Consider the following 24,768-nt stretch of genomic DNA (forward strand, 5'->3'; position numbering starts at 1 on the left):
GCCGAGCGCTGGGCGGGGCTTCTCATGAAAAATCCCGGTTGGACATCGAACCGTTCCAAAATACGCTGATGTCAAAGCCGGGTTTCGGGAAGATGTTCCACCACCGTCGGCCCGAAATCGCGGCTTGCCAGCTTTTTTCTCCAGCCCGCTGTGCCATATTGGCCGCCAGCGCCGATTTTCCTAACGGATGACACCCCGCAAATGCCTTCAGGCCCCTCCTCCCGCTCCGAAATGGAGATCGAACTGAGCAAGCTGTCCTCACCCCGGATTTTCCTGGTGCGGATGCTCGTGTTCCTGGTGCTATGCGCGCTGGTCATGGTCGTGCTCTACAAGCAGATCATCGTGGCGTTCTTTGCCAATCCTGGCCTTAACGCGCTGATCGGCGGGGTGCTCCTGATCGGCATCCTCCTGTCGTTCCGGCAGGTGGTTCGGCTCTATCCGGAGGTGGCCTGGGTCAACAGTTTCCGCATCGCCGATCCGGGACTCGCGATCGATCGGCGCCCGACCCTGCTGGCGCCGATGGCGGCAATCCTCGGCGGCGAGCGTACCGGGCGTATGACGATATCGCAGCAGACCATGCGGCACTTGCTGGATTCGATCGCGACGCGGCTGGACGAAGCCCGTGATATTTCCCGCTACATGACGGGCTTATTGGTCTTCCTCGGCCTGCTCGGCACCTTCTGGGGCCTGATCGAAACCGTCGGTTCCGTCGGCAAGGTGATCGACGGCCTGAAGGTCGGCGGCGATGCCGGCTCGCTGTTCGACACCCTCAAAGAGGGGTTGGCCGCGCCGCTTGGCGGCATGGGCATTTCGTTCTCGTCCTCGCTGTTCGGCCTTGCGGGCTCCCTGATCCTGGGCTTTCTCGACTTGCAGTCGAGCCAGGCGCAGAACCGCTTCTATACCGACCTTGAAGACTGGCTCGCCTCCACCGTGCGCGAATATGGCGATGGCAGTTCCGGGATCGGCGGCGAACTGCAGCATGCGATGGAACGTATCCGCGCAGTGGTGGAAGAGAGCGGCGGCAGCCGCAACACTACGGCCGCGATGGCCAATCTGGCCGAGGCGATCCAGGGCCTGGTTGCGCATATGCGCACGGAGCAGCAGATGATCCGCGAATGGGCCGACGGCCAGGGCGAACAAAACCGCGAGATCAAGAAGCTCCTGGAGCGGATCGCCAGGCAGCCCGAGAAGAGCTGAAGTGAAAGGTTCGTGTCACGGCCGCGGCGCAGCAGGCAAAAGCGCGTTTACGCGCGTCTTCCACACGCTATGGTGATGCGACGCCGAGCCGGGACCCAGCACGAATAGGTCCCGGCTCTGCGGCGCAGCGTTTACACGCCGCACCGCGTCCGGGACACGAGATTGGAGACGACAAATGGCCCTCGCCCGTGCACGCCGCAGTGAGTCCGGTTTCAACTACTGGCCGGGCTTCGTCGACGCGCTGTCGACGCTGGTGCTGTCGATCGTGTTCCTGCTGTCGGTGTTTTTGGTGGTGCAATTCTTCCTGTCGCAGGAGGTCACCGGCAAGGACAAGGCGCTCGAACAACTCAACGCCAAGATCGCGCAGCTCAATGACCTGCTGTCGCTGGAAAAGCTCGGCAAGATCACGCTCGATGACCAGCTCGCGCAATTGCGCGCCGGCCTCGCCGCGGCGGAAGGCGAGCGCGACCGCATCAAGGGGCTTTACGAGGGGTTGAGCGGTGCCGGCGACGCCCAGGGCCGCGCCAACGAGCTCAACAAGGCGCTCGAATCCGAAAAGGCGGTGAGCTCGCGCGCGCTCGCCCAGATCGAGGTGCTGAACCAGCAGATCAGCGCGCTGCGCCGCCAGCTTGCGGCGCTCGAGGAAGCGCTGGAAGCCTCCGAAAAGCGTGACAAGGAATCCCAGGGGCGGATTGCCGATCTCGGCCAGCGCCTGAACGTCGCGCTGGCGCAACGCGTGCAGGAACTGTCGCGCTACCGTTCGGAATTCTTCGGCCGCCTGCGCGCCATTCTGGGCAACCGCCCCGATATCCGCATCGTCGGCGACCGCTTCGTATTCCAGTCGGAAGTGTTCTTCGATACCGGCCAGGCGGTGCTGCTTCCCGAGGGCCGCTCCGAACTCGACAAGCTCGCCACCGCGCTGATCGATCTGGACAAACAGATACCGAGCGAGATCGGCTGGGTGCTGCGGGTCGATGGCCACACCGACATGCGCCCGATCAACTCGCCGCTGTTCAAGTCGAACTGGGAATTGTCCTCGGCGCGCGCCATCTCCGTGGTGCAGTATCTGGTTTTCCTCGGCGTTCCCGCGCAACGGCTGGTCGCCGCCGGCTTTGCCGAATTCCAGCCGCTCGACTCGGCGCCCAACGAAGACGCCTACAAGCGCAACCGCCGCATCGAGCTGAAGCTGACGGAACGGTAGTGGCATATCACACTCGCTCCTACCGTGCAGATGATGAAGCAGCGGCAATTGAGCTGTGGCATCGCACTTGGCAAGAGGCGTATCCCAGGATCGACTTCACCTCACGGCTGGAATGGTGGCGCAGTCGTTGGCGCAACGATCTCGTACCGAAAGCCGAGATTGTGGTCGCGGAACACGAGGCCGGCGCGCTGGTCGGTTTTGTCACTGTCGACCGCGAAGGCTATCTCGACCAGCTTGTGGTTGCGCCAGAACACTGGGGCTTCGGCGTCGCTCACCTGCTGGTCGAAGAGGCCAAGCGCATCTCTCCGAAGGGAGTCACGCTACTCGTGAACAAGGACAACGCCCGCGCGATCCGCTTCTACGAGCGCAACGGCTTTGAACATGCCGGCGAGGATGTAAACCCGACTTCAGGCAGGCCGGTGTTGAAGATGGAATGGAAGGCGTAACCCCTCACCCAGACGGCTACACGCCCTCGAACTGCAGCCGCGCCAATCGCGCGTAGAGCCCGTTCGCCGCGACCAGCTCGGCATGCGTGCCCTGTTCGACGATCCTGCCCTGGTCCATCACCATGATGCGGTCGCAGGAGAGCACGGTAGCGAGGCGATGCGCGATCACGAGCGTGGTGCGGTGGCGCATCAGCTCTTCCAGCGCGGTCTGCACCAGCGTCTCGCTTTCGGCATCGAGCGCTGACGTCGCCTCATCGAGCAGCAATAGCGGCGCGTCGCGCAGGATCGCACGCGCAATCGCAATGCGCTGGCGTTGGCCGCCGGACAGCGTCACGCCGCGCTCGCCGAGTTGCGCCTCGAAGCCGCCGGGCAGCTTGCGCAGGAATTCGGTGGCGTGCGCGAGATCGGCGGCGCGCTCGACCTCGGCGTCGGTGGCATCGGGCCGACCGAAGCGGATATTTTCGCGCGCCGTAGCCGCAAACACCACCGAGTCCTGTGGCACCAGCGCAATCCGCGAGCGTACGTCAAGCGGATCTGCCGATTTGACCGGCACGCCGTCGAGCGAGATCGTGCCCTTGGCCGGATCGTAGAATCGCAGCAGGAGATGAAACAGCGTGCTCTTGCCCGCACCCGAGGGACCCACGATCGCGACCTTCTCGCCCGCTTTGACCGACAGCGAAACCTGATCGACCGTCAGCACATCCGGCCGCGCCGGATACGCAAAGCTGACGTTCTCGAACCCGACGTCGCCGCGCGCAGGCTGCGGCAGCGCGACGGGCTGCGGCGGGGCCGTGATCTGCGACTTGACCCGAAGAATCTCAAACAGCCGCTCGGCGGCGCCGGAGGCGGCCGAGACTTCGCCCCAGACCTCGCTAAGCTGTCCGAGACCGGCGGCGGCGAACGCCGCATACAGCACGAACTGACCGAGCCGACCCGGCGTGATCTGGCCGGTCAGCACGTCGTGCGAGCCGACCCAGAGGATCGCCACCACGCTGGAGAACACGATGAAGATGATGATCAGCGTCAGCACCGCTCGCGCCCGCGTCGAGCTGCGCGCCGCCTCATAGGCCTGTTCGACATCGCCGCTGAAGCGGGCCGTGGCCATCCGCTCGCTGGTATAGGCCTGCACGGTCCTGATCGCACCGACCAGTTCGGAAGCGTACGCGCTGGCGTCCGCCAGCGTATCCTGGGCGTTGCGCGACAGCCGCCGCACCCAGCGGCCGAAGGCGACCAGCGGGATCACGATCACGGGGATCGCCAGCAGCACGAAGCCTGAAAGCTTGGGGCTCGTGATCACCATCATGGTGGCGGCGCCAATGAACAGCATCATGTTGCGCAGCGCGATGGATACCGAAGCGCCGACCGCGGACTTGATCTGGGTGGTGTCGGCCGTCAGTCGCGACACCAACTCGCCCGAACGCGCGGAATCGAAAAATGCGGGCGAGAGTGAGATCAGATGCGCGAACACGTCGCGCCTGACGTCGGCAACGATGCGTTCGCCGATCGTCATGACGAGGTAGTAACGCGACGCGCTGGCGGCGGCGAGCACCGCGACGACCGCGATCATGACGCTGAAATAGCTGTTGATCAGGACGATGCCTTCGGGACTGAAGCCGAAATCGATCATGCGCCGGACCGCGATCGGCACGACCAGCGTGGTGATCGCCGCAACCGTCAACGAAATCAAGGCGAGCGCCGCGCGCCCGCGGTAGCGCGCAACATAGGGCGCGAGCGCCAGCAGCGGGCGCAGCCTGGCGCCGGTCCTCGCCGGCGATTGCGTCAACTGGCTCTCGATGAAGGCCTCTTCCTCGAGCAGGGCGTCACGCGGCGGCGTGCCGCGGGGGGCTTCAATCTGTTCCACTGCGCTCATGAAATCCGACCCGTTTTTCTGCCCCCAGATAGGCCTCCACGGCCCCCTCTGGCAAATCCGGGAGATTCCCAATCAGGACATATACGTAGCTTGTTTTGACAGGCTTCCTAAGCTATAGAGCCGCCAAATCCCGTATTCCCCTGACAGTTGAGACGGGCGCCGGCGCGCCGAAGGATATACCATGAAAGCCGAAATTCACCCGAATTATCATACGATTACGGTCGTGATGACCGACGGGACCGAGTACCAGACCCGCTCCACCTGGGGCAAGGAAGGCGACAAGCTGCACCTCGATATCGATCCCAAGTCGCACCCGGCGTGGACCGGCGGCTCGCAGCAGATCCTCGACCGCGGCGGCCGAGTGTCGCGCTTCCAGAAGAAGTTTTCGGGCTTCCTCAAGAAGGATTGAGGCTACCCGGCCCGGTTCTCGTAGACCAGAAATGCGAAACGCCCCGGCTCTCCGGGGCGTTTTTATTTGGTCACACCTCTAACCCCGTCATTGCGAGCGAAGCGAAGCAATCCATCGCGCCGCAAGCGCAAGCGGAGAAATGGATTGCTTCGCTTCGCTCGCAATGACGCGGAGAGAATTACTGCTCGAACGCTGCTTTCAACCTGTTGAGCTGCGGCACCAGCGGATTGCCGATCGGTGCGCGTTCCGCGGGCGCCGCGTGGATCGAGATGTCGAGGCGACGGACCCGCGCCTGCAGGCTCATCGATCGCGCAATCAGATCCTGCAATTGCTGCGGGAGCTTCTCGATCATGTCCTCCGGCCCGGGATCGGCGGCCGTGAGCTTGACCTTGGTCTTTTCCCGATTGGCCTGGGTCAGCGTCATCTCGCCTTCCTTGACCGCGCGATGCAGCAACAGCCATGACGCAAGCTGCATCAGGCGGGTGGTCAGGCGCATGCTTTCAGTTGCGTAAGTGAGGCTGACAGAACGTTCGAGCGCCTTGGCTTCGGTGCGGCCGTCGCCATCGAGATAGGCGGCGGTTTCCTCGACCAGATCCATGCCCTCCCGGAAGAGAGTTCCGAACGCCGCCGAATTAGTCAGCCGCTCGCTGAACAGAACGAGCGCGGATTCGCTTTGCGAACGGTCCGCCATGGTTAACACCCTCACGCCACTATTTGCCCCACCGGCTGTGAACCACCGGCTTATGATGAACAAATCATTGCTCGGGCGAAGTGGAGAGTCCAGCGGCAACCGGATTTATGGTTTCCGGCTCGTGGGGGCACAAAATAGCCGCGAAGAGCACAAAAAAGAGCCGCCGTTTCCGGCGGCTTTTGAAGTTGATAACAGGGAGGCGTCAAACAGAGTGGACAGGAGCCACTCGGTGTCCAAACGAGGACGATGACAGTCATAATCGAGAAAGCTTAACGGACCGTAAACGAACCATTTTCTTTAGGGATTGTTTGCCATGTCGGCCATTGGCCGAGTTTGGTGATTGACTCAAATTCCTTGTCGTTCCTGCGAACGCAGGAACCCATAACCACCGGCGGTTATGGATGGAGGGGAAAGTCGGCCAGCGGCCTGCCACAAGACAAGCCGCGGCGTGTGGGTCCCGGATCGCGTTCGCGGAGCCTGTCATCGGGCCGGCCGAGGGCCGGACCCGTTGGCTCACTTGTCCGGGACGACGGAGGAGAGAGAAGTCGCGGCTTTGAATTCTACGTCTTGAAAAAACTGTTCGCGGCGTCCTTTGAGGCGCGCTTTTTGGTGACCGCCTCTTGCAGCCGCGCGATTTCCGAATTCAGGAGCGCGATCCGCTCCGTCAATTCCTCGACCGAGAGCAGCGACAGGTCCTGGCCGATCTCATGGCTGATTTTCTTCCGCGGCTTGTCGTCGTCCTCAATGGCCATGTGTCCTCCCGGGCAGTCCTGTCCTGAAACACGCCGATCTGGCGTTTTCCATCCCGAAATGATATCGCTCCTGCACAAGGAGAATTTGCAGTGACTTTCGCGAGCGCGCAACACCTAACGCGAATGCCCCGGCCCGACCGCAAGAAGGCTGACCGGACGGGATAAGTGCGCGTCCAAGCGCGTGGAGCATGAGCCGACCCCAAGCCCTTCCGATCATGCGGGAGGGCTTTTGATTTTCTTCGGTCGGCATCACCAAACGCGAAAGACCATAGTCATGACCAAAATTCTCATCACCAGTGCCCTTCCCTACGTGAACGGCGTCAAGCATCTCGGTAATCTCGTCGGCTCGCTCTTGCCTGCCGACGTCCATGCCCGTTTCAGGCGGCAGATCGGCGACGACGTGCTCTTCATCTGCGCCACCGACGAGCACGGCACGCCGGCCGAACTCGGCGCCGTTCGGGCCGGACGGGACATCCGAACCTTCTGCAACACGCAGCACGCCGTCCAGGCCGACATCTACCGCCGTTTCGGCCTCTCCTTCGACCATTTCGGGCGGACCAGTTCGCCGCAGAATCGCGCGCTGACGCAGCACTTCTATCGCAGGCTCGACGATGCCGGACTGATCGAGGAACGCGAGTTGCAACAGGTCTGGTCACCCACGGACCGCCGTTTCCTACCAGACCGCTACGTGCTCGGCACCTGCCCGCATTGCGGCGACCCATCTGCGCGCGGCGATCAATGCGACCACTGCGGCACGCTGCTCGATCCGCCCGAACTGATCGACCCTCGATCTGCGCTGTCGGGAGACCGCGCGCTGGAGATCCGCGAAAGCCGCCACCTGTTCCTGCGCCAGTCGCAGCTTGTCGCGGCGTTGAGCGCGTGGATCGATGGCCGCACCGGCTGGCCACCCTTCGTGGTGTCGACCGCGAAGAGCTGGCTCACGGCCGATTTGCGCGATCGCTGCATTACGCGCGATCTGGCCTGGGGCATTCCGGTTCCGCGCCAGGGATTCGACGACAAGGTCTTCTATGTCTGGTTCGACGCGCCCATCGGTTACATCGCCGCCACACAGGAATGGGCCGCCGCCGCGCCGGGGCGCGACTGGCGAAAATGGTGGTGGCAGGCCGATGACGTCGGCTACATCCAGTTTCTCGGAAAGGACAACATCCCGTTTCACACCGTAAGCTTCCCGGCGACGCTGATCGGCTCGAACGAGCCATGGAAAACCGTCGACGTCGTCAAGGGATTCCATTGGCTCAACTATGAGGGCGGCAAGTTCTCTACCAGCCGCAATCGGGGCATCTTCACTGATCAGGCACTTGAAGAATTGCCCGCCGATCTCTGGCGCTGGTGGCTGATCGCCAACGCGCCTGAAAGCGCCGATACCGATTTCACTGTCGCGAAATTCGTCGCCGACGTGAACAAAGATCTCGCTGACATCTTCGGCAATCTCGTCAATCGCATCGTCAGGTTCGTGCATCGGGCCTTCAGTGGCCGAATTCCCGAAGGCGGCGCGCCTGATGAGGCCGAGCGCCTTCTCGCAGGCGAGCTGGAACAGCGTATTGCGGTGCTGCGTCGGCAACATGAGGCGCTCGAGTTTCGTGCCGCGGCAGCCGCAACGCGCGCGATCTGGGATGTCGCGAACGCTTACCTGCAGCGCGCGGCGCCGTGGACGGCCATCAAGTCCGATCCGGTTCGCGCGGCAGTCGTGACGCGAACGGGGCTCAATCTAGTCAGCGCCTGCGCCGTGCTGGCGTGGAGTATCGCGCCCGGCCTGTCGGAACGTGTGCTGCGCGCCTTCGGTCGCGATGACGCCGTTCCAATCTGGCCCAATGGCCCACTCGCCGGCTTGCTCGACGGCGGCGCCGGCACGGCCATCGCGCCGATCGGTCCACTCGTCGAAAAAATCTCTCCCGAGAGAGCAAGTCGTCTGGCGGCGCGGTTTGGGGCTTAATGGCGTTTCACTTCGCCGGAAAAAGGCGATATGCCATCCGCGGATCCCCATTCACCGACCGAGGACAATCATGGAAAAGCTGCCCGCGCAAATGACCGTCATCGGCATCAGCAAGCCAGGCGGCCCCGAAGTGCTGTTGCCCGAAACCCGCAGCGTTCCAGCGCCCGGACCAGGCGAAATCCTGGTCAAGGTGATGGCCGCCGGCGTCAACCGCCCCGACGTCGCGCAGCGTTCCGGCGCTTACCCGCCGCCACCTGGCGCCAGCGACCTGCCCGGCCTTGAAATCGCGGGCGAAGTGGTGGCGCTCGGCGAAGGTGCCAAAAAGCACAAACTCGGCGACAAGGTGATGTCGCTGGTCGCGGGCGGTGGCTACGCCCAGTATTGCATTGCGCAAGACGCGCAGGCGATGGCGGTGCCGCCGTCGCTATCGATCCAGGAAGCCGGCGCGATCCCGGAAACGCTGATGACGGTCTGGCACAATGTGTTCGAGCGCGGTGCGCTCAAGCCCGGCGAAACGCTCCTGATCCACGGCGGCTCGTCCGGCATCGGCACCATGGCGATCCAGCTTGCGAAAGCGTTCGGCTCCAAGGTGATCGTGACCGTCGGCTCTCAGGACAAGATCGACGCCTGCCTCAAGCTCGGCGCCGACCGCGCGATCAATTACAAGACCGAAGATTTCGTCGCCGTGGTGAAGGCCGAGACCAGCAATGTCGGCGCCAACCTGATCCTCGACATGGTCGCCGGCGACTATGTCGATCGCAACTATGACGCTGCTGCCGTCGACGGCCGTATCGTGCAGATCGCGACGCTCAACAGCCCCAAGGTTACCGTCAACATTGCCAAGGTGATGGTGAAGCGGCTGACCCATACCGGCTCCACGTTGCGCCCCCGTACTAATGCGGATAAGGCCGCGATGGTCGCCGCGATCGAGGCCAAGGTGATGCCGCTATTGCGCGAGGGACGTGTAAAACCGCTGATGGACAGCTCATTCCCGCTGGAAAAAGCGGCCGACGCGCATCGGCGGATGGAGACCTCCGCACATATTGGCAAAATTGTGTTGGCGGTCTAGCCGATCGCGAGCGAAGCTCGGGTGGAAACCCTTTGATTTGCTTCGCTTTCATGTCATTTATCGCGGCAACGCCGACCCCGTTCGCTGGGCCGGGAGAATCGCTGGTCGCGGAGTACTGACATTGCGTCTGATCAGGTGCCTTGCGCTATTCGCGCTGGGCCTCATGATTGTTATGGCCGCGCCCGCGGCGCATGCCATCGACGCGGTCAGCGTCCGCAGCGACGCGCCTGCCATCGATCTCACCGCAGTGCTCGACCACCAGCGCAGCGAAACCGATCGTATCCAGGTTTCGACAGCGCCGGGAACCGATGGCATCGTCCGCCGTATCGAAGTGCGCGCCCGCGAGGGCGGGCAGAACTGGGTGGTGTTCGCGCTGGCCAACAACACCGACGACCAGCTCGATCGTCTGATCGTCGCGCCGCACTATCGGATCGTGTCATCGGGTCTGTTGTGGCCCGACCTCGGCCTGTCGCGCATCGCGACCATCACGCCGTCGACCGGCGACCGCCCCGAACGGCAGGAGAGCGCGACCGCCGACATCTTCCGCATCACGCTCGACCCTGGCGCCGTCATCACTTTCGTGGCGGAGCTGCGCACCGACAAGCTGCCGCAGCTCTATCTCTGGGAACCCGACGCCTACAAGGACAAGGTCAACTCATTCACGCTCTACCAGGGCATCGTGATCGGCATCTCCGGCCTGCTGGCGCTGGTGCTGACGATCCTGTTCGTGGTGAAGGGCAGCATCATGTTCCCCGCCGCCGCCGCGCTGGCCTGGGCGGTGCTGGTCTATATCGGCGTCGATTTCGGCTTTTGGGGCAAGGTGCTCGACATGTCGAACAATGCCGAGCGCGTCTGGCGCGCGGCCGGCGAAGCGATCCTCGCAGCGACGCTGCTGGTGTTTCTGTTCGCCTATCTCAACTTGAGCCGCTGGCATGTGCGCTATTCCCACATCACCGTCGGCTGGCTGGCCTTCCTCGGATCGCTGGTGGCGCTAGCGCTGTTCGATCCCGCGGTCGCCTCGGGCATCGCGCGCATCTCGCTGGTCTTGATCGCCTTCGCCGGCTTTGCGCTGATCGTCTATCTCTCGACGCATGGTTTCGACCGCGCGGTGTTGTTGATCCCGACCTGGTTCCTGCTGGTGGTCTGGGTGATCGCCGCCGGCATGACGGTGGCGGGAAGCGTCACCAACGACATCGTAGGCCCGGCGCTGCTCGGCGGCCTCGTGCTGATCGTGATGCTGATCGGATTTACGGTGATGCAGCACGCGTTCGCCGGTGGCGGCGCGACAACCGGCATTGTCTCCGACATCGAGCGCCGCGCGCTGGCGCTGACCGGCTCCGGCGACCTGATCTGGGACTGGGACGTCTCTGCCGACAAGGTATTCACCAGCCCGGAGACCGAAAGCCTGCTGGGGCTGAAGCGGGGCACGCTGGAAGGGCCGGCCGCAAAATGGCTGGAGGTGCTGCACCCGCTCGACCAGGATCGCTTCCGTGCCGCGCTGGACAGCGTGCTCGACCAGCGCCGCGGCCGGCTGGTGCAGGATTTCCGCCTGCGCACGCCTGACGGCCACTTCATGTGGTTTGCGCTGAAGGCGCGCCCGGTGGTCGGCTCCGACGGCGAAGTCTCGCGCGTGGTTGGAACGCTGACCGACGTCACCGAAATCAAGAACGCCGAGGAGCGCATGCTGCACGACTCCGTGCATGACAACCTCACCGGCCTGCCCAACCGCAAACTGTTCATGGATCGCCTCGGCGCGGTGGCGAATTTCGCCAAGAGCATGCCGAACCTGCGGCCGACGCTGATGGTGATCGACCTCGATCGCTTCAAGCAGGTCAACGATTCCGTCGGCATTGCGGTCGGCGACTCCATCCTGCTGACGCTGGCGCGTCGGCTGACGCGCATCCTGAAGCCCCAGGATACGCTGGCGCGGCTGGCCGGCGACCAGTTCGGCCTGATCCTGATATCGGAACAGGACCCGGCACGTATCACCGCCTTCGCCGAAACCATCCGCAAGACCATCCGCGCGCCGATCGCCTTCAACGACCGCGAGATATTCCTGACCGCTTCGATCGGGCTCGCGCTGTCGGATCCGCAGGCGCAATTGTCCGACGAGATCATCAAGGACGCCGAGCTTGCGATGTATCACTCCAAGCGGATCGGCGGCGACCGCATCGACGTCTACAAGCCGGCGATGCGCGCGCGAAAGACCGACCGTCTGACGCTGGAAAGCGAATTGCGCCGGGCCATCGAGCGGCAGGAAATCACCATTCTCTACCAGCCGATCGTGCGGCTGGAAGATCGCTCGATCGCCGGCTTCGAGGCGCTGGCGCGTTGGGACCATCCCAAGCTCGGGAGGATGTCGCCCTCCGAATTCATCACGATTGCCGAGGAAATCGGCCTGATCGTCGATCTCGGCATGTTCGTACTGGACCAGACCGCGCGGCAGCTCTCGGTATGGCAGCGCGCAATGCGCTCGCGCGAACCGATCTTCGCCTCGGTCAACGTGTCCTCGCGGCAGTTGCTGCGCCACGACTTGATCCACGATATCCGCACCGTGCTGTCGCGTTCGTCGGTAGCGCGCGGCACGCTTAAGCTGGAGCTCACCGAGTCGCTTGTGATGGAGAATCCGGAGCATGCAGCGCAGATGCTGGCGCGCATTCGCGAACTCGGCACCGGACTGTCGCTGGACGATTTCGGCACCGGCCATTCCTCGCTGGCGTACCTGCAGCGCTTCCCCTTCGACACCATCAAGATCGACCAGTCCTTCGTGCGCACCACCAGCCGCGGCACGCGGCCGGTGATCCTCAAATCGATCATTGCGCTGGCGCATGACCTCGGCATGGACGTGGTGGCGGAAGGCGCGGAGACGGATTCGGATGCGGTCGAGCTCTATCAGCTCGGCTGCGAGTACGCGCAAGGCTTTGCCTTCGGCGAGCCGATGGATGCGGATGCCGCGATGCGGCTATTGACCGAAGAACGGCTGGAAGCGGCGAGCTAATCGCTGCGGCACAAGTCCCCTGAGGGTGTATCGTCGCATGATACAAAGTCCTTGCGATCTGTATCAGTACGTGATACGTAAGGGCTTGTGATCAAGAGTTTCAAGAATGATCTGGCCCGCGCCGCCTTCGAAGGCGAAGCGATAAAGGGCTTTCCGGCCGATCTGCTCAAGGTGGCCCGCCGCAAGCTTCAGTACCTGAACGCGGCGATTTCCTTGCAAGACCTTCGTTCCCCTCCAGGAAATCGGCTGGAAGCCCTGAAGGGCGACAGGGACGGACATCACTCCATTCGCGTGAACGATCAGTTCCGTATCTGCTTTGTCTGGACCAAGGACGGACCAAAAGACGTCGAATTCACGGACTACCACTAGCTACACTGAGGCTGCCGAAGGGCAGGCCCAGATTTGGAGAAGTCGCACATGGCAAAGAAACTGGCACCGATGCACCCCGGAGAAGTTCTCCGGGAGGAGTTCTTGAAGCCGCTCGGGCTCTCGCCAGGTGCGCTGGCGAAGGCGTGCGGCGTCCCCCGCACCAGGATCGAGCGCATTGCGAGCGAGACCACCAACATCACGGCGGATACGGCTCTCAGGCTGTCCAGGGCGCTCAATACGTCGGCCCTGCTCTGGCTTAACCTACAGAACGCCTATGACGTGCAGACGGCTGAGCGCGAGCTCGGCAAGCAATTGGAAAAGATCAAGCCGGTGATCGCTGATGCTGCCTGAAGCCGTAATGCCCGCTATGCTTCCACAGATCGGAGACCGAAATCCGCACCGTTAGCCTAGTGTCTTCGCCGCCCCTGCGAAAACAGGGCCCATACGCCGCGGCTTTCCCGTGAAGTGATGGAGCCAATGGCCTTCGCTACAACAACGCCCGGTGGTTATGGGTCCCCGCGGTCGCGGTGACGACGGCGGTCTTGAGGCATTCTCTTGAACTTCACGCTCTTCCCATCCGCCTGCCGCGTTGCGATGTAGCCGGCTTCGAGGCAGGCCTCGCGCTGCGGCATCTTCTCCTGGGGGCTGCGCAACGTCTCCCACCATGACGCACGGTGCGCGGCGCGCGGCAGCGCCGCATCGATGATCTCCTCGATCTCTTCGAAGCTCAGCACAAATTCGGTGCGCGTCTGCGCCTTCAGATAGTCCCGCAACGGATCGTAAACGTTCACGCGTGTCCTCTTAAGCGAATTGCACAAAACCGTCAGCGCCGGCAACCGGATGTTAACTGTCTACCATATCGCCGTCGCCGCTTAAGACCGCAACAATGTATCCGGCGCATACCGGAAGGCTCGGAGCGGATGAATGCTATTCGAGCGGCAAAGCGACGTAGCCAGAAAGGGTTGGTTCAGGAAAGACTCCGGCCGCCGCCCCTGGCGATTGTCCGTAAAGCTGTTGATCGCATCGACGGTCGCGGCCGTGATCGGCTTCTCCGCGATTTGCACCAGCGTCATGCTCGACATGCGCCGCGGCGAGGAAGAGCTGGCGCGTCAGACGCTGGAAAATCTTGCCTCGAGCATCGACGCCGATATCAGCCGGAATATCGAACTCTACGATCTGTCGCTGCGTAACGTCGCCACCAATCTGGTGATGCCGGAGATCGAAAAGGTCAGCAAGGAGATTCGCCATCTAATTCTGTTCGATCATGCCGCGACCGCCAGGCATTTCGGCGCGATCCAGGTGTTCGACGTGCAGGGCAAGCTGATCATCGATGCGGCAAGCCTCGATCCCGTGCCGGAGGATCGCAGCGACGAGGAATACTTCTTCGTCCATCGTGACAAGCCCGACGTGGGCTTGTACATGAGCCGTCCGATGCTGCATCGCAGCGCCTATTCGATCGTGCTCAGCCGACGCATCACCGACGCCGATGGTGGTTTTCTCGGTGTGGTCGTGGGCTCGATCCGCTTCAGCTATTTCCACGATTTGTTCGGGCGGCTGACACTCGATCCCACCGATACTATCACGGTGTTGCGCCGTGACCGGACGATCATCATGCGCAAGCCATTCGACCTCGACATCGTCGGCAAAAATCTCGCAGAGCGAAGAAACTGGAATCCGGCAAATCTGAAGCAAGGTGGGTCCTACGCCGGGGTCGGACCGGTGGACCCGACGCCGCGGCTTTACGTTCGAAGCGCCAATACGAGCCTGTTCTTTGTCGTAGTCGGAAAACCGCTGGCGAGCATCCTGAGCCTCTGGCACCGGGAGGTGATCCGGATCGGAGCGGTCATGGTGGCCCTGATCCTGTTCGTGCTCGGCACCACATTGTTCCTCGCGCGCGAGATCGGCCGCCGCGCCGAGGCCGAGGAAAAGCTTGAAGAGCTTGCGACCACCGACGCGCTCACCGGCCTGAAGAACCGGCGCAAATTCGATTCCGAGATCGACCTGGAATGGCGGCGGGCGACACGCAACCAGACCCCCGTCGCGGTGCTGATGATCGATGCCGACCATTTCAAATCGTACAATGACACGTTTGGACATCAGGCCGGCGACCAGGTGCTGGTTGGCATTGCGATCTGCATTTCGGATTCGGTGAAGCGGGCCGGCGACTGTCCGGCCAGATATGGCGGCGAAGAATTCGCGGTACTTCTGCCTGGCCTCTCGGCGGTGGAAGCGCTTACCGTCGCCGAAACGATTCGCCTGAAAGTCGAACAATGGGCCGAAGACCCCAGTGTGACGACGGTGAGTATCGGCGTGGCGAGCATGACGCCCACGGCAGCGATCGATTGGTCCTATCTGATCGAAGCGGCCGACAAGGCCCTCTACGCGGCCAAGGCCAACGGCCGCAACCAGTCGGTGGTCGCCGCCATCCCGCAGCTCGCGCTGGTGGCTTAAGCCGTCATTCCGGGATGGTCCGAAGGACCAGACCCGGAATCTCGAGATTCCGGGTTCGATGCTTCGCATCGCCCCGGAATGACGGCAAAAAGCGAAGGCTTTTTGCCGTCACTTCTCCAGATACTTCTTCATCTCCGCGCGCAGGCCGTCGCGCAGGTCGGGGCGGGCCATGCCGTAGGCGATGTTGGCGCGAAGGAAGCCAGATTTCGAGCCGCAGTCGTGCCGCTCGCCCTCAAACTCCACGCCGTAGAACTTTTGCATCTTGGCGAGAGCTTTCATCGCATCGGTGAGCTGGATCTCGTTGCCCGCACCGCGCTCCTGGGTTTCGAGGATCTTGAAGATTTCCGGCTGCAGGATGTAACGCCCGGTGATCGAAAGATTTGACGGCGCGGTGCCCTTCGGCGGTTTCTCCACCATGCCGTCGACCTCGAACATGTTTTTGGCGAGGCGCTTGCCGACGCCGCAAATGCCGTATTGGTGGGTGAGATCGTCGGGCACCGCCTCCACCGCGAGCAGATTGGACTTAGCGCCGAGTTTTGCCGCGGCCTCGATCATCTGCTTCAGGCAACCTGGGCTGTTGAGCACCAGTTCGTCCGGCAGCACCACGGCGAACGGCTCATCGCCAACAATATCGCGCGCGCACCAGACCGCGTGGCCGAGGCCGAGCGGCGCCTGCTGGCGGGTGAAACTCATGGCGCCGGCTTCGGGCTGGTCGCGCGCCAGGATGTCCTGCTCGGCCTTCTTGCCGCGCGCGGCGAGCGTGGTGTCGAGCTCGAACATCCTGTCGAAATGGTCCTCGATCACGCCCTTGTTGCGCCCGGTGACGAAGACGAAGTGCTCGATGCCGGCCTCCTTGGCCTCGTCGACCACGTATTGAATCAGCGGCTTGTCGACGATGGTCAGCATTTCCTTCGGCATCGCCTTGGTGGCGGGCAGGACGCGGGTGCCGAGGCCGGCGACCGGGAAGACGGCTTTACGGATTTTCATGGGATGTCGGGCGCCTTGATATTGAGATTTGGAAATCAGGAAAGTGCTTTGATTGCACGTTGATAGCCGGTTTGCACCCCTGAACAAAGGCGGATGTATGGTGGCGTTCCCGCCCGACTTGCGCCTCCCCTTGCGCGCACCGGGCGGGACAACAAAATGCCCTCTGTTAAGCTATTGGAAACCGTGTCAGGGCCTTCTGGCACGGGGTTGGTTTGGACGGACGGGTACGGCATGGGTCTCTTGGAACGAGTGACGAGTAATCGAACCGGCGCGATCTTAATCGCCGCAGCGCTGTTGTGTTCCAGCGGCCAGTCCCTGGCCCAATCCTCCGGCAACGGGGTTTCGAACTTTTTCGGCAACATCTTCTCAGGGCAGAAGGCGGTGGCGCAGCAGGCCATGCCCGGCCCGGACGGCAGTCCGCCGCCCTGGAGCGGCGAAGACGGCGCGTCCGGCCATCCGCTGATGACAGCGTCCGCGATCCGGCAGGCGGCGGCGAATTTTCAAAATTGCGTCGCCTCGATGTGGCCAGATGCTGCGCGGCGCAACGTCACCCAGCAAAATTTCGAGCGTTTCACCGCCGGCCTCGAGCCTGATTTGCGCATCATGGACCTGATGGATTCGCAGCCCGAGTTCACCAAGGCGATCTGGGACTATCTCGATATCCTCGTCAACGACAACCGCCTTGCCAAGGGCGGCGAGATCCTTGCCCAATACAAGCCGCAATTCGACGCGGTGGAGAAAGCCTATGGCGTCGACCGCTACATCATCGCGTCGATCTGGGGCATCGAATCGAACTACTCGACGCAAGTGGGCGATCGCAACGTCGTGCGATCGACCGCGACACTGGCCTGCATCGGCCGCCGCCAGGCCTATTTCAAGGATGAATTCCTCACCGCGATCGAGATCCTCAACCGCGGCGATCTCAGACCCGAACAAATGCGCGGCTCCTGGGCCGGCGCGTTCGGGCCGACGCAGTTCATGCCGACCGCCTTCAAGCGCTATGCCGTCGACGCCGACGGCGACGGCCGCCGCGACGTCGTCGACAACGTCGCCGATCTGATCGCCTCCACCGCCAACAACCTCAAGAAAGACGGCTGGCAGACCGGCCGGAGCTGGGGCTACGAGGTGGTGCTGCCGGAGGGCTTTAATTTCATGCTGGCGGACAAGTCCAAGGCGATGACGATTGCGCAGTGGCAGAGCCAGGGACTGAAGCGGGCCGATGGCAAGCCGTTTCCCGACACAACCGAGAGGGCCTATCTGCTGGCGCCGGCCGGCATGCAGGGGCCTGGCTTCCTGATGCTGCAGAATTTCCGGGTGATCATGAAGTACAACCCGGCCGAGGCCTATGCGCTGGCGATCGGCCATTTTGCCGACCGCCTGCGCGGCGGGCCGCCGTTCGTGCAACCCTGGCCGCGGCAGGAACGGGTGCTGTCGCGGGCGGAGCGACTGGAACTGCAGCAGCTCCTGGCGCAGCGCGGCTTCTACAAGGGCACGCCGGATGGCCAGTTCGGTGGCCAGACGCGGGAGGCGCTCCGCAGCTTCCAGGTTTCGATCGGAGCGCCAGCGGACGGATTTGCCTCTTCCGACGTGCTGGAGCGGCTGCGGGGCCGTTAAGACCTGTTTTCAGCGCCTAAATGACCCTGAAAACCACGAATCGGAAGGAGCCTTGACGCTGGGCCCGGAACCTCGGTTTATGGGAGGTGAAATCTGCCCGCTTGCGGCCCGATTCCACTGTTATATTTGACGCTTCACGATCTATTAGCGACCGAGCCGGATGCGAAAGCCAACGTCCTTCTTGCGCGTGTTTACCGAGACCGGGCCACTGGTGGCGCTGGCGGTTGCGATCGCGCTCCTGATCGGGATCGTGGGACCCGCGTCGGCGCAGTTTTTCAATTTCGGCGGCTTTGGCGGGCCGCCGCAGCGGCAAGCGCCGCAGCGCGGCTGGTTCGGCGGCGATCTCTTTTCGCCATTCCAGCAGCAGGCCCCGCAGGCGCCGCGCCAGGATTTCTCCCGCGCGCCCGCGCCCGCCAAGCGAGACACGGTGCCGGAACGCAACGTTCTGGTGCTCGGCGACGCCATGGCCGATTGGCTCGCCTATGGCCTGGAAGACGCTTATTCCGAGCAGCCCGACATGGGCGTGATCCGCAAGCACAAGACCGTCTCCGGCCTGATCAAGTATCAGCCGCGCGGCGAGCCCGCCGATTGGACCGCGGCCGCCAAGGGCATCCTCGCCACCGAAAAGCCCGATGCCATCGTCGTCATGCTCGGCCTCCACGACCGCCAGGCCATCCGCGAGGCGGTCACCGAGAAAAAGACCGACAAGAAGGAAGACAAGAAAGACGCGCGCGGCAAGACAGATACCAAGACGGATACCAAGCCGGCAGAGGCAAAGAAGCCGGAAGGCTCGGCTGACACGGCAAAGCGCGACGATAAGCCGGCCGATGCCGAATTGTCGCCTGACGATGCAGCCGATAGCGACACGCCACAAAACGCCGCACCCGCGCGATCTGGCGGCGGACTTTACGAATTCCGTGACGAGCGCTGGGTCGAACTCTACACCAAGAAGATCGAAGAGCTGATCGGGGTGCTGAAATCCAAGGGCGTCCCTGTGTTGTGGGTCGGCCTGCCGGCGATCCGCGGGCAAAAGGGAACGGCCGACATGCTGTTCCTCGATGCGCTGTATCGCGACGGCGCCGGCAAGGCTGGCATCACCTATGTCGATATCTGGGATGGCTTTGTCGATGAAGCCGGCCGGTTCCTGCAGAAAGGTCCCGACTTCGAAGGCCAGATCCGCCAGCTCCGCACCGCCGATGGCGTCTTCTTCACCAAGCCCGGTGCGCGCAAGCTCGCGCATTATGTCGAGCGCGAGGTGACGCGCCTGCTCGCCGCCCGCTCCGGGCCGATCGCGGTGCCGATCGAACCCGCAACGCCGGAGGCCAATGCCGCGCCCGGCCAGCCGGCGCCGCGTCCGCTGGCCGGACCGGTCATGCCGCTGGTCGCCTCGTCCGTCGGCACCGATCAATTGCTCGGCGGTCCCGGCTCGCGTCCGGCAGCGGTCGATGCGCTCGCCGCGCGCACGCTGGTGAAGGGTGAAGCGTTGGCCGCGCCGGCCGGCCGCGCCGACGACTACGTATGGCCTCGTCGCGAAATCGGCCGCGAGCCGGCGAAGGGCGATACGCCCATGGCGGCCACCTCACCGAGCGGAACCGCGGCAGCCGCCCCGCCACAGAAGCAGCTTTTACTGCCGCCGCCGCAGCAAACGCTGCAGCAACAGAAGAGACAACTGCCACCGCCGCCGATGCAGATCCGCCCGCCGCAAAATAACGGTCCGTCACTACGTGACTTCTTCGGCGGGTTCGGGCTAGGGCCGCGGCCGCCAGCACCACCGGCGGCTGCACCGCCGCGTGGCCCCGCTGCTCTTCCTGGCGCGCCGCGGCCGCCGGGCAATGTCGGGCGCTCGGCAGAGGTTCCGCCGGGCATTTTCACGCGGTGATTTAATTTAGGCAGTCCTCATGGTGAGAAGCGCGTCTTCGCGCGTCTGCGGACGATGCTTCACATCGCCGCGCGAACCATGAAGCCCAATGCCCGCCATCCTTCGAGACGCGGCCAAGGGGCCGCTCCTCTCAGGAGAAGTTAGCCGTAATAGCGCCAGCGCGGTGGCGGGCGGCGCGGCGGGCGGGTCATCAACAGCGCCAGCGCAAAGCCAATTCCGGCTGCGACCAACAGCGCACCGAGCGGATTTTCCTGCACGGTTTTCGCTACCGTCTGCTGGCCGCTACGAATGGTGTCGCCGCTGTGCTCAATAGCGTCCTTGGCATAGCTGACGGCGGTGTCAGTGGCCTCGCGGGCGGCATCCTTGGCCTGGCCGTAGAGATTTTGCACTGTGCCGGCCGCTTCGCGCACGCGGCCCTCAGCTTGCGTCTTCGCATCGCCAGCCATCTCGCCGACGGTGCTTTCGACCTTACCCGCAAGATCCTCGGCCGAGCCTGCAATCCGATCCTTGTCCATCGCGGTCACTCCTGCTTTCTGAGGACGTAACCGGAGAGACCCCGTTCGGGTTCCTACCGCGATCGAAACGCACTTCTAATCAAGATGCCGGGCTTACAGGATCAGACCACCGTCGACCACGATGGTCTGGCCGATGATGTAGGACGCAAGCGGCGAGGCCAGGAACAGCGCCGCACCGGCCATGTCGGCCGGCGTTCCGAGCCGCTTCAACGGGATCCGCTCGAGCGCGCCTTCGAGGCGTTTCGGATTGGCGGTGGTCGCCTTGGTCATCTTGGTGTCGACCAGGCCGGGCGCGATGCCGTTGACGCGGATGCCGTCCCCGGCCCATGCCTCGCCGAGCGTGCGCGTCAGGCCGACCGCGCCGGTCTTCGAGGCGTTGTAGGCCGGATTGCCCATCGTGGAGTGATAGGCGGCGGTCGAACTGACGATGATGAGCGAGCCTTTGCTGGCGCTCAGCATCGCATGGAATTTTGTCGCACAGGCCATCAGACTCATCAGGTTGACTTCAACCACCTTGCGAAAGCCATCCATCTCGAATTCGCCGCGGCGGTAGATCACCGCGCCCTGCGCCAGCACCAGCACGTCCAGTTTCGTGAAGGATGGCTGGAAGGATTCGACGGCCTGCGTGTTGCTGACGTCGAGCTGAAAATAGTCGAGCCCGTCAAGAAGCGAGCCTTCGTCGGGCGAATAGTCGGCGGCGCTGTCGCGGGTGCCGCAAATGGCGACGCGCGCGCCCTTGGCACGGAACGCCTGCGCGATGCCATTGCCGATCCCGCTGGAGCCGCCGACCACCAGCACCTGTCTGCCGCTGAAATCCAGTTCGTTCATCTCTGCGATCCCTTCCTTGTGTTCTAGTTCAACCTTCGTCGAGGAATTTGACCATCAGGACCTGGTCGTAATATCGCCCCTCATACTTGAGGCCCCTCTTTTCATAGCCGTACTCGACGAAACCCGCGGCGCTGTAGATCCGGCGCGCGCTCTCATTCTCACTCACCACGGTCAATTGAACCATCTCCACGCGTCCGCGTGCATGATCGAGTACCGCCGCAACGAGCTTCTTCCCGAGCCCCAAGTTTCTTGCGCTGTCTCGAACATACATGCCCCAGAGGGTCGCCCGATGCGCTTGCTTCGTACCTTCCTGCGCAGCATAGGCCGCGACGCCTCCGAGCGTCTCCTCGACGAAAGCGCCGAAGATGGCGGTACGGCCAAGGACGGCTTCGAACCACGACAGCGGTAGCGCGCTCTCCTTCTCAAACGTGCTGCCGAAGGCTTCCGGATTTCGCTGCAGGCCTTCCAGCCGGATATCTCTGAACAGCGCCGCGTTCGAAGGCTCCAGGCGACGGATCTGCAGGCCGCGAATATTAGTCACGTTTGCACCTCGCTCGGCTCGTTTGACCTGTCTGCGGATCGGTGCCAGCCTTGTCAATCCTGCAACGCGCACCTCGCATCTTTGTCCGGATCCGTCATGTCAGATTTCAAAGAGCTCAGCCGTTCGGTCAAAGGTCTGACCGTTCTCGTCACCGGTGCGGCCAGCGGCATGGGGCGCGCCACCGCGCTCGTGTTCGCGGCCGAGGGCGCCAACGTCGCGGTTACCGATTTAAACGCCGAGCTTACCCAGGTGGTTGCCAGCGAAATCGCAGCGAATGGCGGCGCGGCGAAAGCGTGGGCGCTCGACGTCGCGAAACCCGACGACATCATCAAGGTGGTCAACGAGGTTGCCGCACATTTCGGTGGGCTCGACATCGTCATCAACAATGCCGGAATCTCCGTGCGCGTGGCGATCGACGAGGAAGGTTATGAAGCCGCCTGGGACAAGGCGCTGGCCGTGATGCTGACCGCGCATCCACGTATCATCCGCGCCGCGTTGCCGCATTTGCGCCGATCGAAATGCCCGCGGATCGTCAATATCGCCTCCACCGAGGCGCTCGGCGCGACCGCGCTGCACAGTCCCTATTCGGCGGCGAAAGCCGGCGTCACCGGCTTGACGCGCTCGCTCGCCGTCGAGCTCGGCCGCGAAGGCATCACCGTGAATTGCATCTGCCCGGGCCCGATCCGCACCGCGATCACCGAGCGGATTTCCGAAGAGCACAAGACGATCTACGCCAAGCGCCGCACCGCACTCGGCCGCTACGGCGAGCCTGAGGAAGTGGCGCACATGACGCTGAGCCTCTGCCTGCCGGCCGCCTCGTTCCTGACCGGCGCGGTGATCCCGGTCGACGGCGGGCTGATGGCGCGAAATGCGTGAGGCGTTCCCCGGATGTGCGCGGCAGCCATGCCTGACACTCTGGAAGATGAGGTAGAGGCGTTAACGCGTCCCGGACGCGGTGCAGCCTAGGCGATGCGAAGCATCGTCCGGCAACGCTGCGCCGCAGAGCCGGGACCCATAGCGCCGCTAGACCTGGGCCCCGGTTCAGCAGCGCAGCACTCTGTGCTGCGCTGCGCCCGGGGCATGAGAAATCAGCAGCGTCCGGGACACGAGACAGGCGCAATGCCGCATGCGCGCCGCAGCGTTGACTTGGACATTTCGGGGAGTAATTTTTCTTACAAACAGAGCGGGCAAAACCGCCCGCCGCTTTCTGGAGAGACGCCATGGCGATCGCAATCCGGCAGTTGCATCCGCATTTTGTCGGCGAAGTATCCGGGCTTGATCTGCGAAAACCCCTAACGCCGCAGGAAGCAGCCGACGTCGAAGCCGGCATGGACAAATACGCCGTGCTGCTGTTCCGCAACCAGGACATCACGGACGAACAGCAACTCGCATTTGCGCTGAATTTCGGCAAGCGCGAAGACGCTCGCGGCGGCAACATCGTCAAGCCTCAGGATTCGCGCCTCTCGACCGGCCTCAACGACGTCTCCAATCTCGGCAAGGACGGCAAGCCGTTGCCGCGCGACAGCCGCGCGCATCTGTTCAACCTCGGCAATTGCCTGTGGCATTCCGACAGCTCGTTCCGCCCGATCCCGGCGAAGTTCTCGCTCTTGTCGGCGCGGGTGGTGAATCCGAAGGGCGGCAACACCGAATTCGCCGACATGCGCGCGGCCTATGACGCGCTCGACGACGACACCAAGGCCGAGATCGAGGACCTGATCTGCGAACATTCGCTGATGTATTCGCGCGGCTCGCTCGGCTTCCTGGACTATACCGACGAAGAAAAAGAGATGTTCAGGCCGGTGCTGCAGCGGTTGGTGCGGACGCATCCGGTGCATCGCCGCAAGTCGCTGTATCTGTCATCGCACGCGGGCGCGATTCTGGGCATGAGCATGCCCGAGGCGCGGTTATTGCTGCGCGACCTGACCGAGCATGCTACGCAGAAGGAATTCGTCTACGTCCATAAATGGACCGTGCATGACCTCGTGATGTGGGACAATCGCCAGACCATGCACCGGGTGCGGCGCTACGACCAGTCGCAGCCCCGTGACATGCGCCGCGCCACGGTTGCCGGTACCGAGCCGACGGTGACGCAGCAGGCCGCGGAGTAAGCCTATCCGTCGTCCCGGCCAAGCGAAGCGCGAGCCGGGACCCATAACCACCGATCTACACCACCGATCTACGTTGTTGCGCTGGAAAGCGGCCACTGCCTTTGCAATCACCCACGCTTGTGGTTATGGGTCCCTGCGTTCGCAGGGACGACAACTAAGCGTGCCCGGCCTCGTTCGACAGCATGCCGGGGTCGATGCCGATCTTGCGCAACGCGCGTTGATATTTTTCGTCGACGTCGTCGCCGAAGATCAGATCCGGGTCGGCGTCGCAATGCAGCCAGCCATTGTGCTGGATCTCGTCTTCGAGCTGCCCGGGCGCCCAGCCGGCGTAGCCGAGCGCCAGGATCGCGTGCTTCGGCCCGGTGCCCTTGGCGATCGCCTTGAGGATGTCCACCGTCGCGGTCAGGCAGATGCCGTCGTCGATGTTCAGCGTCGCGTCCTTGATGAAGAAATCGCTCGAATGCAGCACGAAACCGCGGCCGGTATCGACCGGGCCGCCCTTCAGCACCTGCATGGTCTCGGCGTTTTCCGGCAGCGTGATCTGGTCGGCCTTCTCGATGATATCGAGCTGCACCAGCAGTCCTGGAAAGTCGATGCTGCCGGCCGGACGGTTGACAATGATGCCCATCGCCCCCTCCGACGAGTGCGCACACATGTAGATGACGGAGCGCTCGAAACGCGGATCGCCCATGACGGGCATGGCGATCAGCAGCCGGCCGTCCAGATAGCCCTCGCCGGCCGAATTATCGCCAAAGCCAGCGGTTTTGCGGCGGACAGGCTTCGATGTCTTGCCTTCAGGGCTCATCCGCAAAGGCCTTTCTTTTGCAGGTTCATATCCTGATATCGGGTGCGGTTTCTGTCAATCAAGCTTCCGGCATCATTCGGCTGC

General features: G+C 63.2%; 23 protein-coding genes. 14 read left to right on the forward strand and 9 right to left on the reverse strand.

Annotated features, from left to right (window positions below):
* Positions 1–201 precede the first annotated feature (201 nt).
* The 3 genes from YUO_RS0122255 to YUO_RS0122265 all read left to right on the forward strand — a co-directional run bounded on the left by YUO_RS0122255 (position 202) and on the right by YUO_RS0122265 (position 2,844).
* Complete coding sequence (locus tag YUO_RS0122255) at positions 202–1,197, forward strand: hypothetical protein (protein ID WP_028349257.1); 996 nt, start codon at positions 202–204, stop codon at positions 1,195–1,197.
* 175 nt (positions 1,198–1,372) lie between these two features.
* Positions 1,373–2,398 (forward strand): peptidoglycan -binding protein, encoded by a 1,026-nt coding sequence (locus YUO_RS0122260; RefSeq protein WP_028349258.1) that lies wholly within the window; start codon positions 1,373–1,375, stop codon positions 2,396–2,398.
* Complete coding sequence (locus tag YUO_RS0122265) at positions 2,398–2,844, forward strand: GNAT family N-acetyltransferase (RefSeq protein WP_028349259.1); 447 nt, start codon at positions 2,398–2,400, stop codon at positions 2,842–2,844. The genes YUO_RS0122260 and YUO_RS0122265 overlap by 1 nt, the downstream gene beginning before the upstream one ends.
* Before the next feature lie 16 nt (positions 2,845–2,860).
* Here the strand turns inward: YUO_RS0122265 and YUO_RS0122270 are convergent, their stop codons facing one another.
* Complete coding sequence (locus tag YUO_RS0122270; protein WP_028349260.1) at positions 2,861–4,714, reverse strand: ABC transporter ATP-binding protein/permease; 1,854 nt, start codon at positions 4,712–4,714, stop codon at positions 2,861–2,863.
* A gap of 181 nt (positions 4,715–4,895) precedes the next feature.
* Between YUO_RS0122270 and rpmE the strand changes: the two genes are divergently transcribed.
* The gene (rpmE, locus tag YUO_RS0122275) at positions 4,896–5,123 is read left to right on the forward strand and encodes a 50S ribosomal protein L31 (protein ID WP_028349261.1); all 228 of its coding nucleotides are present in this window, start codon (positions 4,896–4,898) and stop codon (positions 5,121–5,123) included.
* A 178-nt stretch (positions 5,124–5,301) separates the two neighbouring features.
* Here rpmE and rcdA read toward each other — a convergent pair whose 3' ends face one another.
* Both rcdA and YUO_RS0122285 read right to left on the reverse strand, forming a co-directional pair.
* On the reverse strand, positions 5,302–5,814 hold the full coding sequence (gene rcdA, locus YUO_RS0122280; protein WP_028349262.1) for a protease adaptor protein RcdA: 513 nt from the start codon (positions 5,812–5,814) through the stop codon (positions 5,302–5,304).
* 560 nt (positions 5,815–6,374) lie between these two features.
* Positions 6,375–6,566, reverse strand: coding sequence for a DUF1192 domain-containing protein (locus tag YUO_RS0122285; protein WP_028349263.1), 192 nt, complete (start codon positions 6,564–6,566; stop codon positions 6,375–6,377).
* Between the two features lie 274 nt (positions 6,567–6,840).
* Here YUO_RS0122285 and metG point away from each other — a divergent pair, with 274 nt between their 5' ends.
* From metG to YUO_RS0122310, 5 genes are all read left to right on the forward strand, one after another.
* Positions 6,841–8,520 carry a methionine--tRNA ligase gene (gene metG / locus YUO_RS0122290; protein WP_028349264.1) on the forward strand — a complete coding sequence of 560 codons (1,680 nt, stop codon included), beginning with the start codon at positions 6,841–6,843 and terminating at the stop codon, positions 8,518–8,520.
* Positions 8,521–8,590: 70 nt separating this feature from the next.
* Positions 8,591–9,589 (forward strand): NAD(P)H-quinone oxidoreductase, encoded by a 999-nt coding sequence (locus tag YUO_RS0122295; protein ID WP_028349265.1) that lies wholly within the window; start codon positions 8,591–8,593, stop codon positions 9,587–9,589.
* Positions 9,590–9,710: 121 nt separating this feature from the next.
* Entirely contained in the window at positions 9,711–12,587 is a 2,877-nt protein-coding gene (locus YUO_RS0122300; RefSeq protein WP_028349266.1) for an EAL domain-containing protein, read from the forward strand.
* An 87-nt stretch (positions 12,588–12,674) separates the two neighbouring features.
* Positions 12,675–12,956, forward strand: a complete 282-nt coding sequence (locus tag YUO_RS0122305) for a type II toxin-antitoxin system RelE/ParE family toxin (protein ID WP_028349267.1) — start codon at positions 12,675–12,677, stop codon at positions 12,954–12,956.
* Positions 12,957–13,004: 48 nt separating this feature from the next.
* Complete coding sequence (locus YUO_RS0122310; protein WP_028349268.1) at positions 13,005–13,307, forward strand: HigA family addiction module antitoxin; 303 nt, start codon at positions 13,005–13,007, stop codon at positions 13,305–13,307.
* A 155-nt stretch (positions 13,308–13,462) separates the two neighbouring features.
* Here YUO_RS0122310 and YUO_RS0122315 read toward each other — a convergent pair whose 3' ends face one another.
* Positions 13,463–13,747, reverse strand: a complete 285-nt coding sequence (locus YUO_RS0122315) for a DUF7662 domain-containing protein (protein WP_028349269.1) — start codon at positions 13,745–13,747, stop codon at positions 13,463–13,465.
* Positions 13,748–13,880: 133 nt separating this feature from the next.
* Here YUO_RS0122315 and YUO_RS0122320 point away from each other — a divergent pair, with 133 nt between their 5' ends.
* Positions 13,881–15,407, forward strand: a complete 1,527-nt coding sequence (locus YUO_RS0122320; RefSeq protein ID WP_028349270.1) for a GGDEF domain-containing protein — start codon at positions 13,881–13,883, stop codon at positions 15,405–15,407.
* A gap of 108 nt (positions 15,408–15,515) precedes the next feature.
* Here YUO_RS0122320 and galU read toward each other — a convergent pair whose 3' ends face one another.
* On the reverse strand, positions 15,516–16,394 hold the full coding sequence (galU, locus tag YUO_RS0122325) for a UTP--glucose-1-phosphate uridylyltransferase GalU (RefSeq protein WP_028349271.1): 879 nt from the start codon (positions 16,392–16,394) through the stop codon (positions 15,516–15,518).
* Positions 16,395–16,643: 249 nt separating this feature from the next.
* Here galU and YUO_RS0122330 point away from each other — a divergent pair, with 249 nt between their 5' ends.
* Positions 16,644–18,008 (forward strand): lytic murein transglycosylase, encoded by a 1,365-nt coding sequence (locus YUO_RS0122330; protein WP_235782790.1) that lies wholly within the window; start codon positions 16,644–16,646, stop codon positions 18,006–18,008.
* A 160-nt stretch (positions 18,009–18,168) separates the two neighbouring features.
* Positions 18,169–19,887 carry an SGNH/GDSL hydrolase family protein gene (locus YUO_RS0122335; protein ID WP_028349273.1) on the forward strand — a complete coding sequence of 573 codons (1,719 nt, stop codon included), beginning with the start codon at positions 18,169–18,171 and terminating at the stop codon, positions 19,885–19,887.
* Positions 19,888–20,027: 140 nt separating this feature from the next.
* Here the strand turns inward: YUO_RS0122335 and YUO_RS0122340 are convergent, their stop codons facing one another.
* The 3 genes from YUO_RS0122340 to YUO_RS0122350 form a co-directional block, all read right to left on the reverse strand.
* Entirely contained in the window at positions 20,028–20,402 is a 375-nt protein-coding gene (locus YUO_RS0122340; protein ID WP_028349274.1) for a CsbD family protein, read from the reverse strand.
* Between the two features lie 93 nt (positions 20,403–20,495).
* A complete protein-coding gene (locus tag YUO_RS0122345) occupies positions 20,496–21,230 on the reverse strand; it encodes an SDR family NAD(P)-dependent oxidoreductase (RefSeq protein WP_028349275.1) in 735 nt (244 codons plus the stop codon).
* Between the two features lie 28 nt (positions 21,231–21,258).
* Positions 21,259–21,843, reverse strand: coding sequence for a GNAT family N-acetyltransferase (locus YUO_RS0122350; protein ID WP_235782791.1), 585 nt, complete (start codon positions 21,841–21,843; stop codon positions 21,259–21,261).
* Between the two features lie 24 nt (positions 21,844–21,867).
* Here YUO_RS0122350 and YUO_RS0122355 point away from each other — a divergent pair, with 24 nt between their 5' ends.
* Together YUO_RS0122355 and YUO_RS0122360 are read left to right on the forward strand one after the other, a co-directional pair.
* Entirely contained in the window at positions 21,868–22,647 is a 780-nt protein-coding gene (locus YUO_RS0122355) for an SDR family NAD(P)-dependent oxidoreductase (protein ID WP_028349277.1), read from the forward strand.
* A 344-nt stretch (positions 22,648–22,991) separates the two neighbouring features.
* Entirely contained in the window at positions 22,992–23,879 is an 888-nt protein-coding gene (locus YUO_RS0122360; RefSeq protein WP_028349278.1) for a TauD/TfdA dioxygenase family protein, read from the forward strand.
* 154 nt (positions 23,880–24,033) lie between these two features.
* Here the strand turns inward: YUO_RS0122360 and YUO_RS0122365 are convergent, their stop codons facing one another.
* The gene (locus tag YUO_RS0122365; protein WP_028349279.1) at positions 24,034–24,684 is read right to left on the reverse strand and encodes a YqgE/AlgH family protein; all 651 of its coding nucleotides are present in this window, start codon (positions 24,682–24,684) and stop codon (positions 24,034–24,036) included.
* Positions 24,685–24,768: the final 84 nt, after the last annotated feature.

The sequence above is a fragment of the Bradyrhizobium murdochi genome (assembly GCF_000472965.1).
Taxonomy (GTDB): Bacteria; Pseudomonadota; Alphaproteobacteria; order Rhizobiales; family Xanthobacteraceae; genus Bradyrhizobium; species Bradyrhizobium murdochi.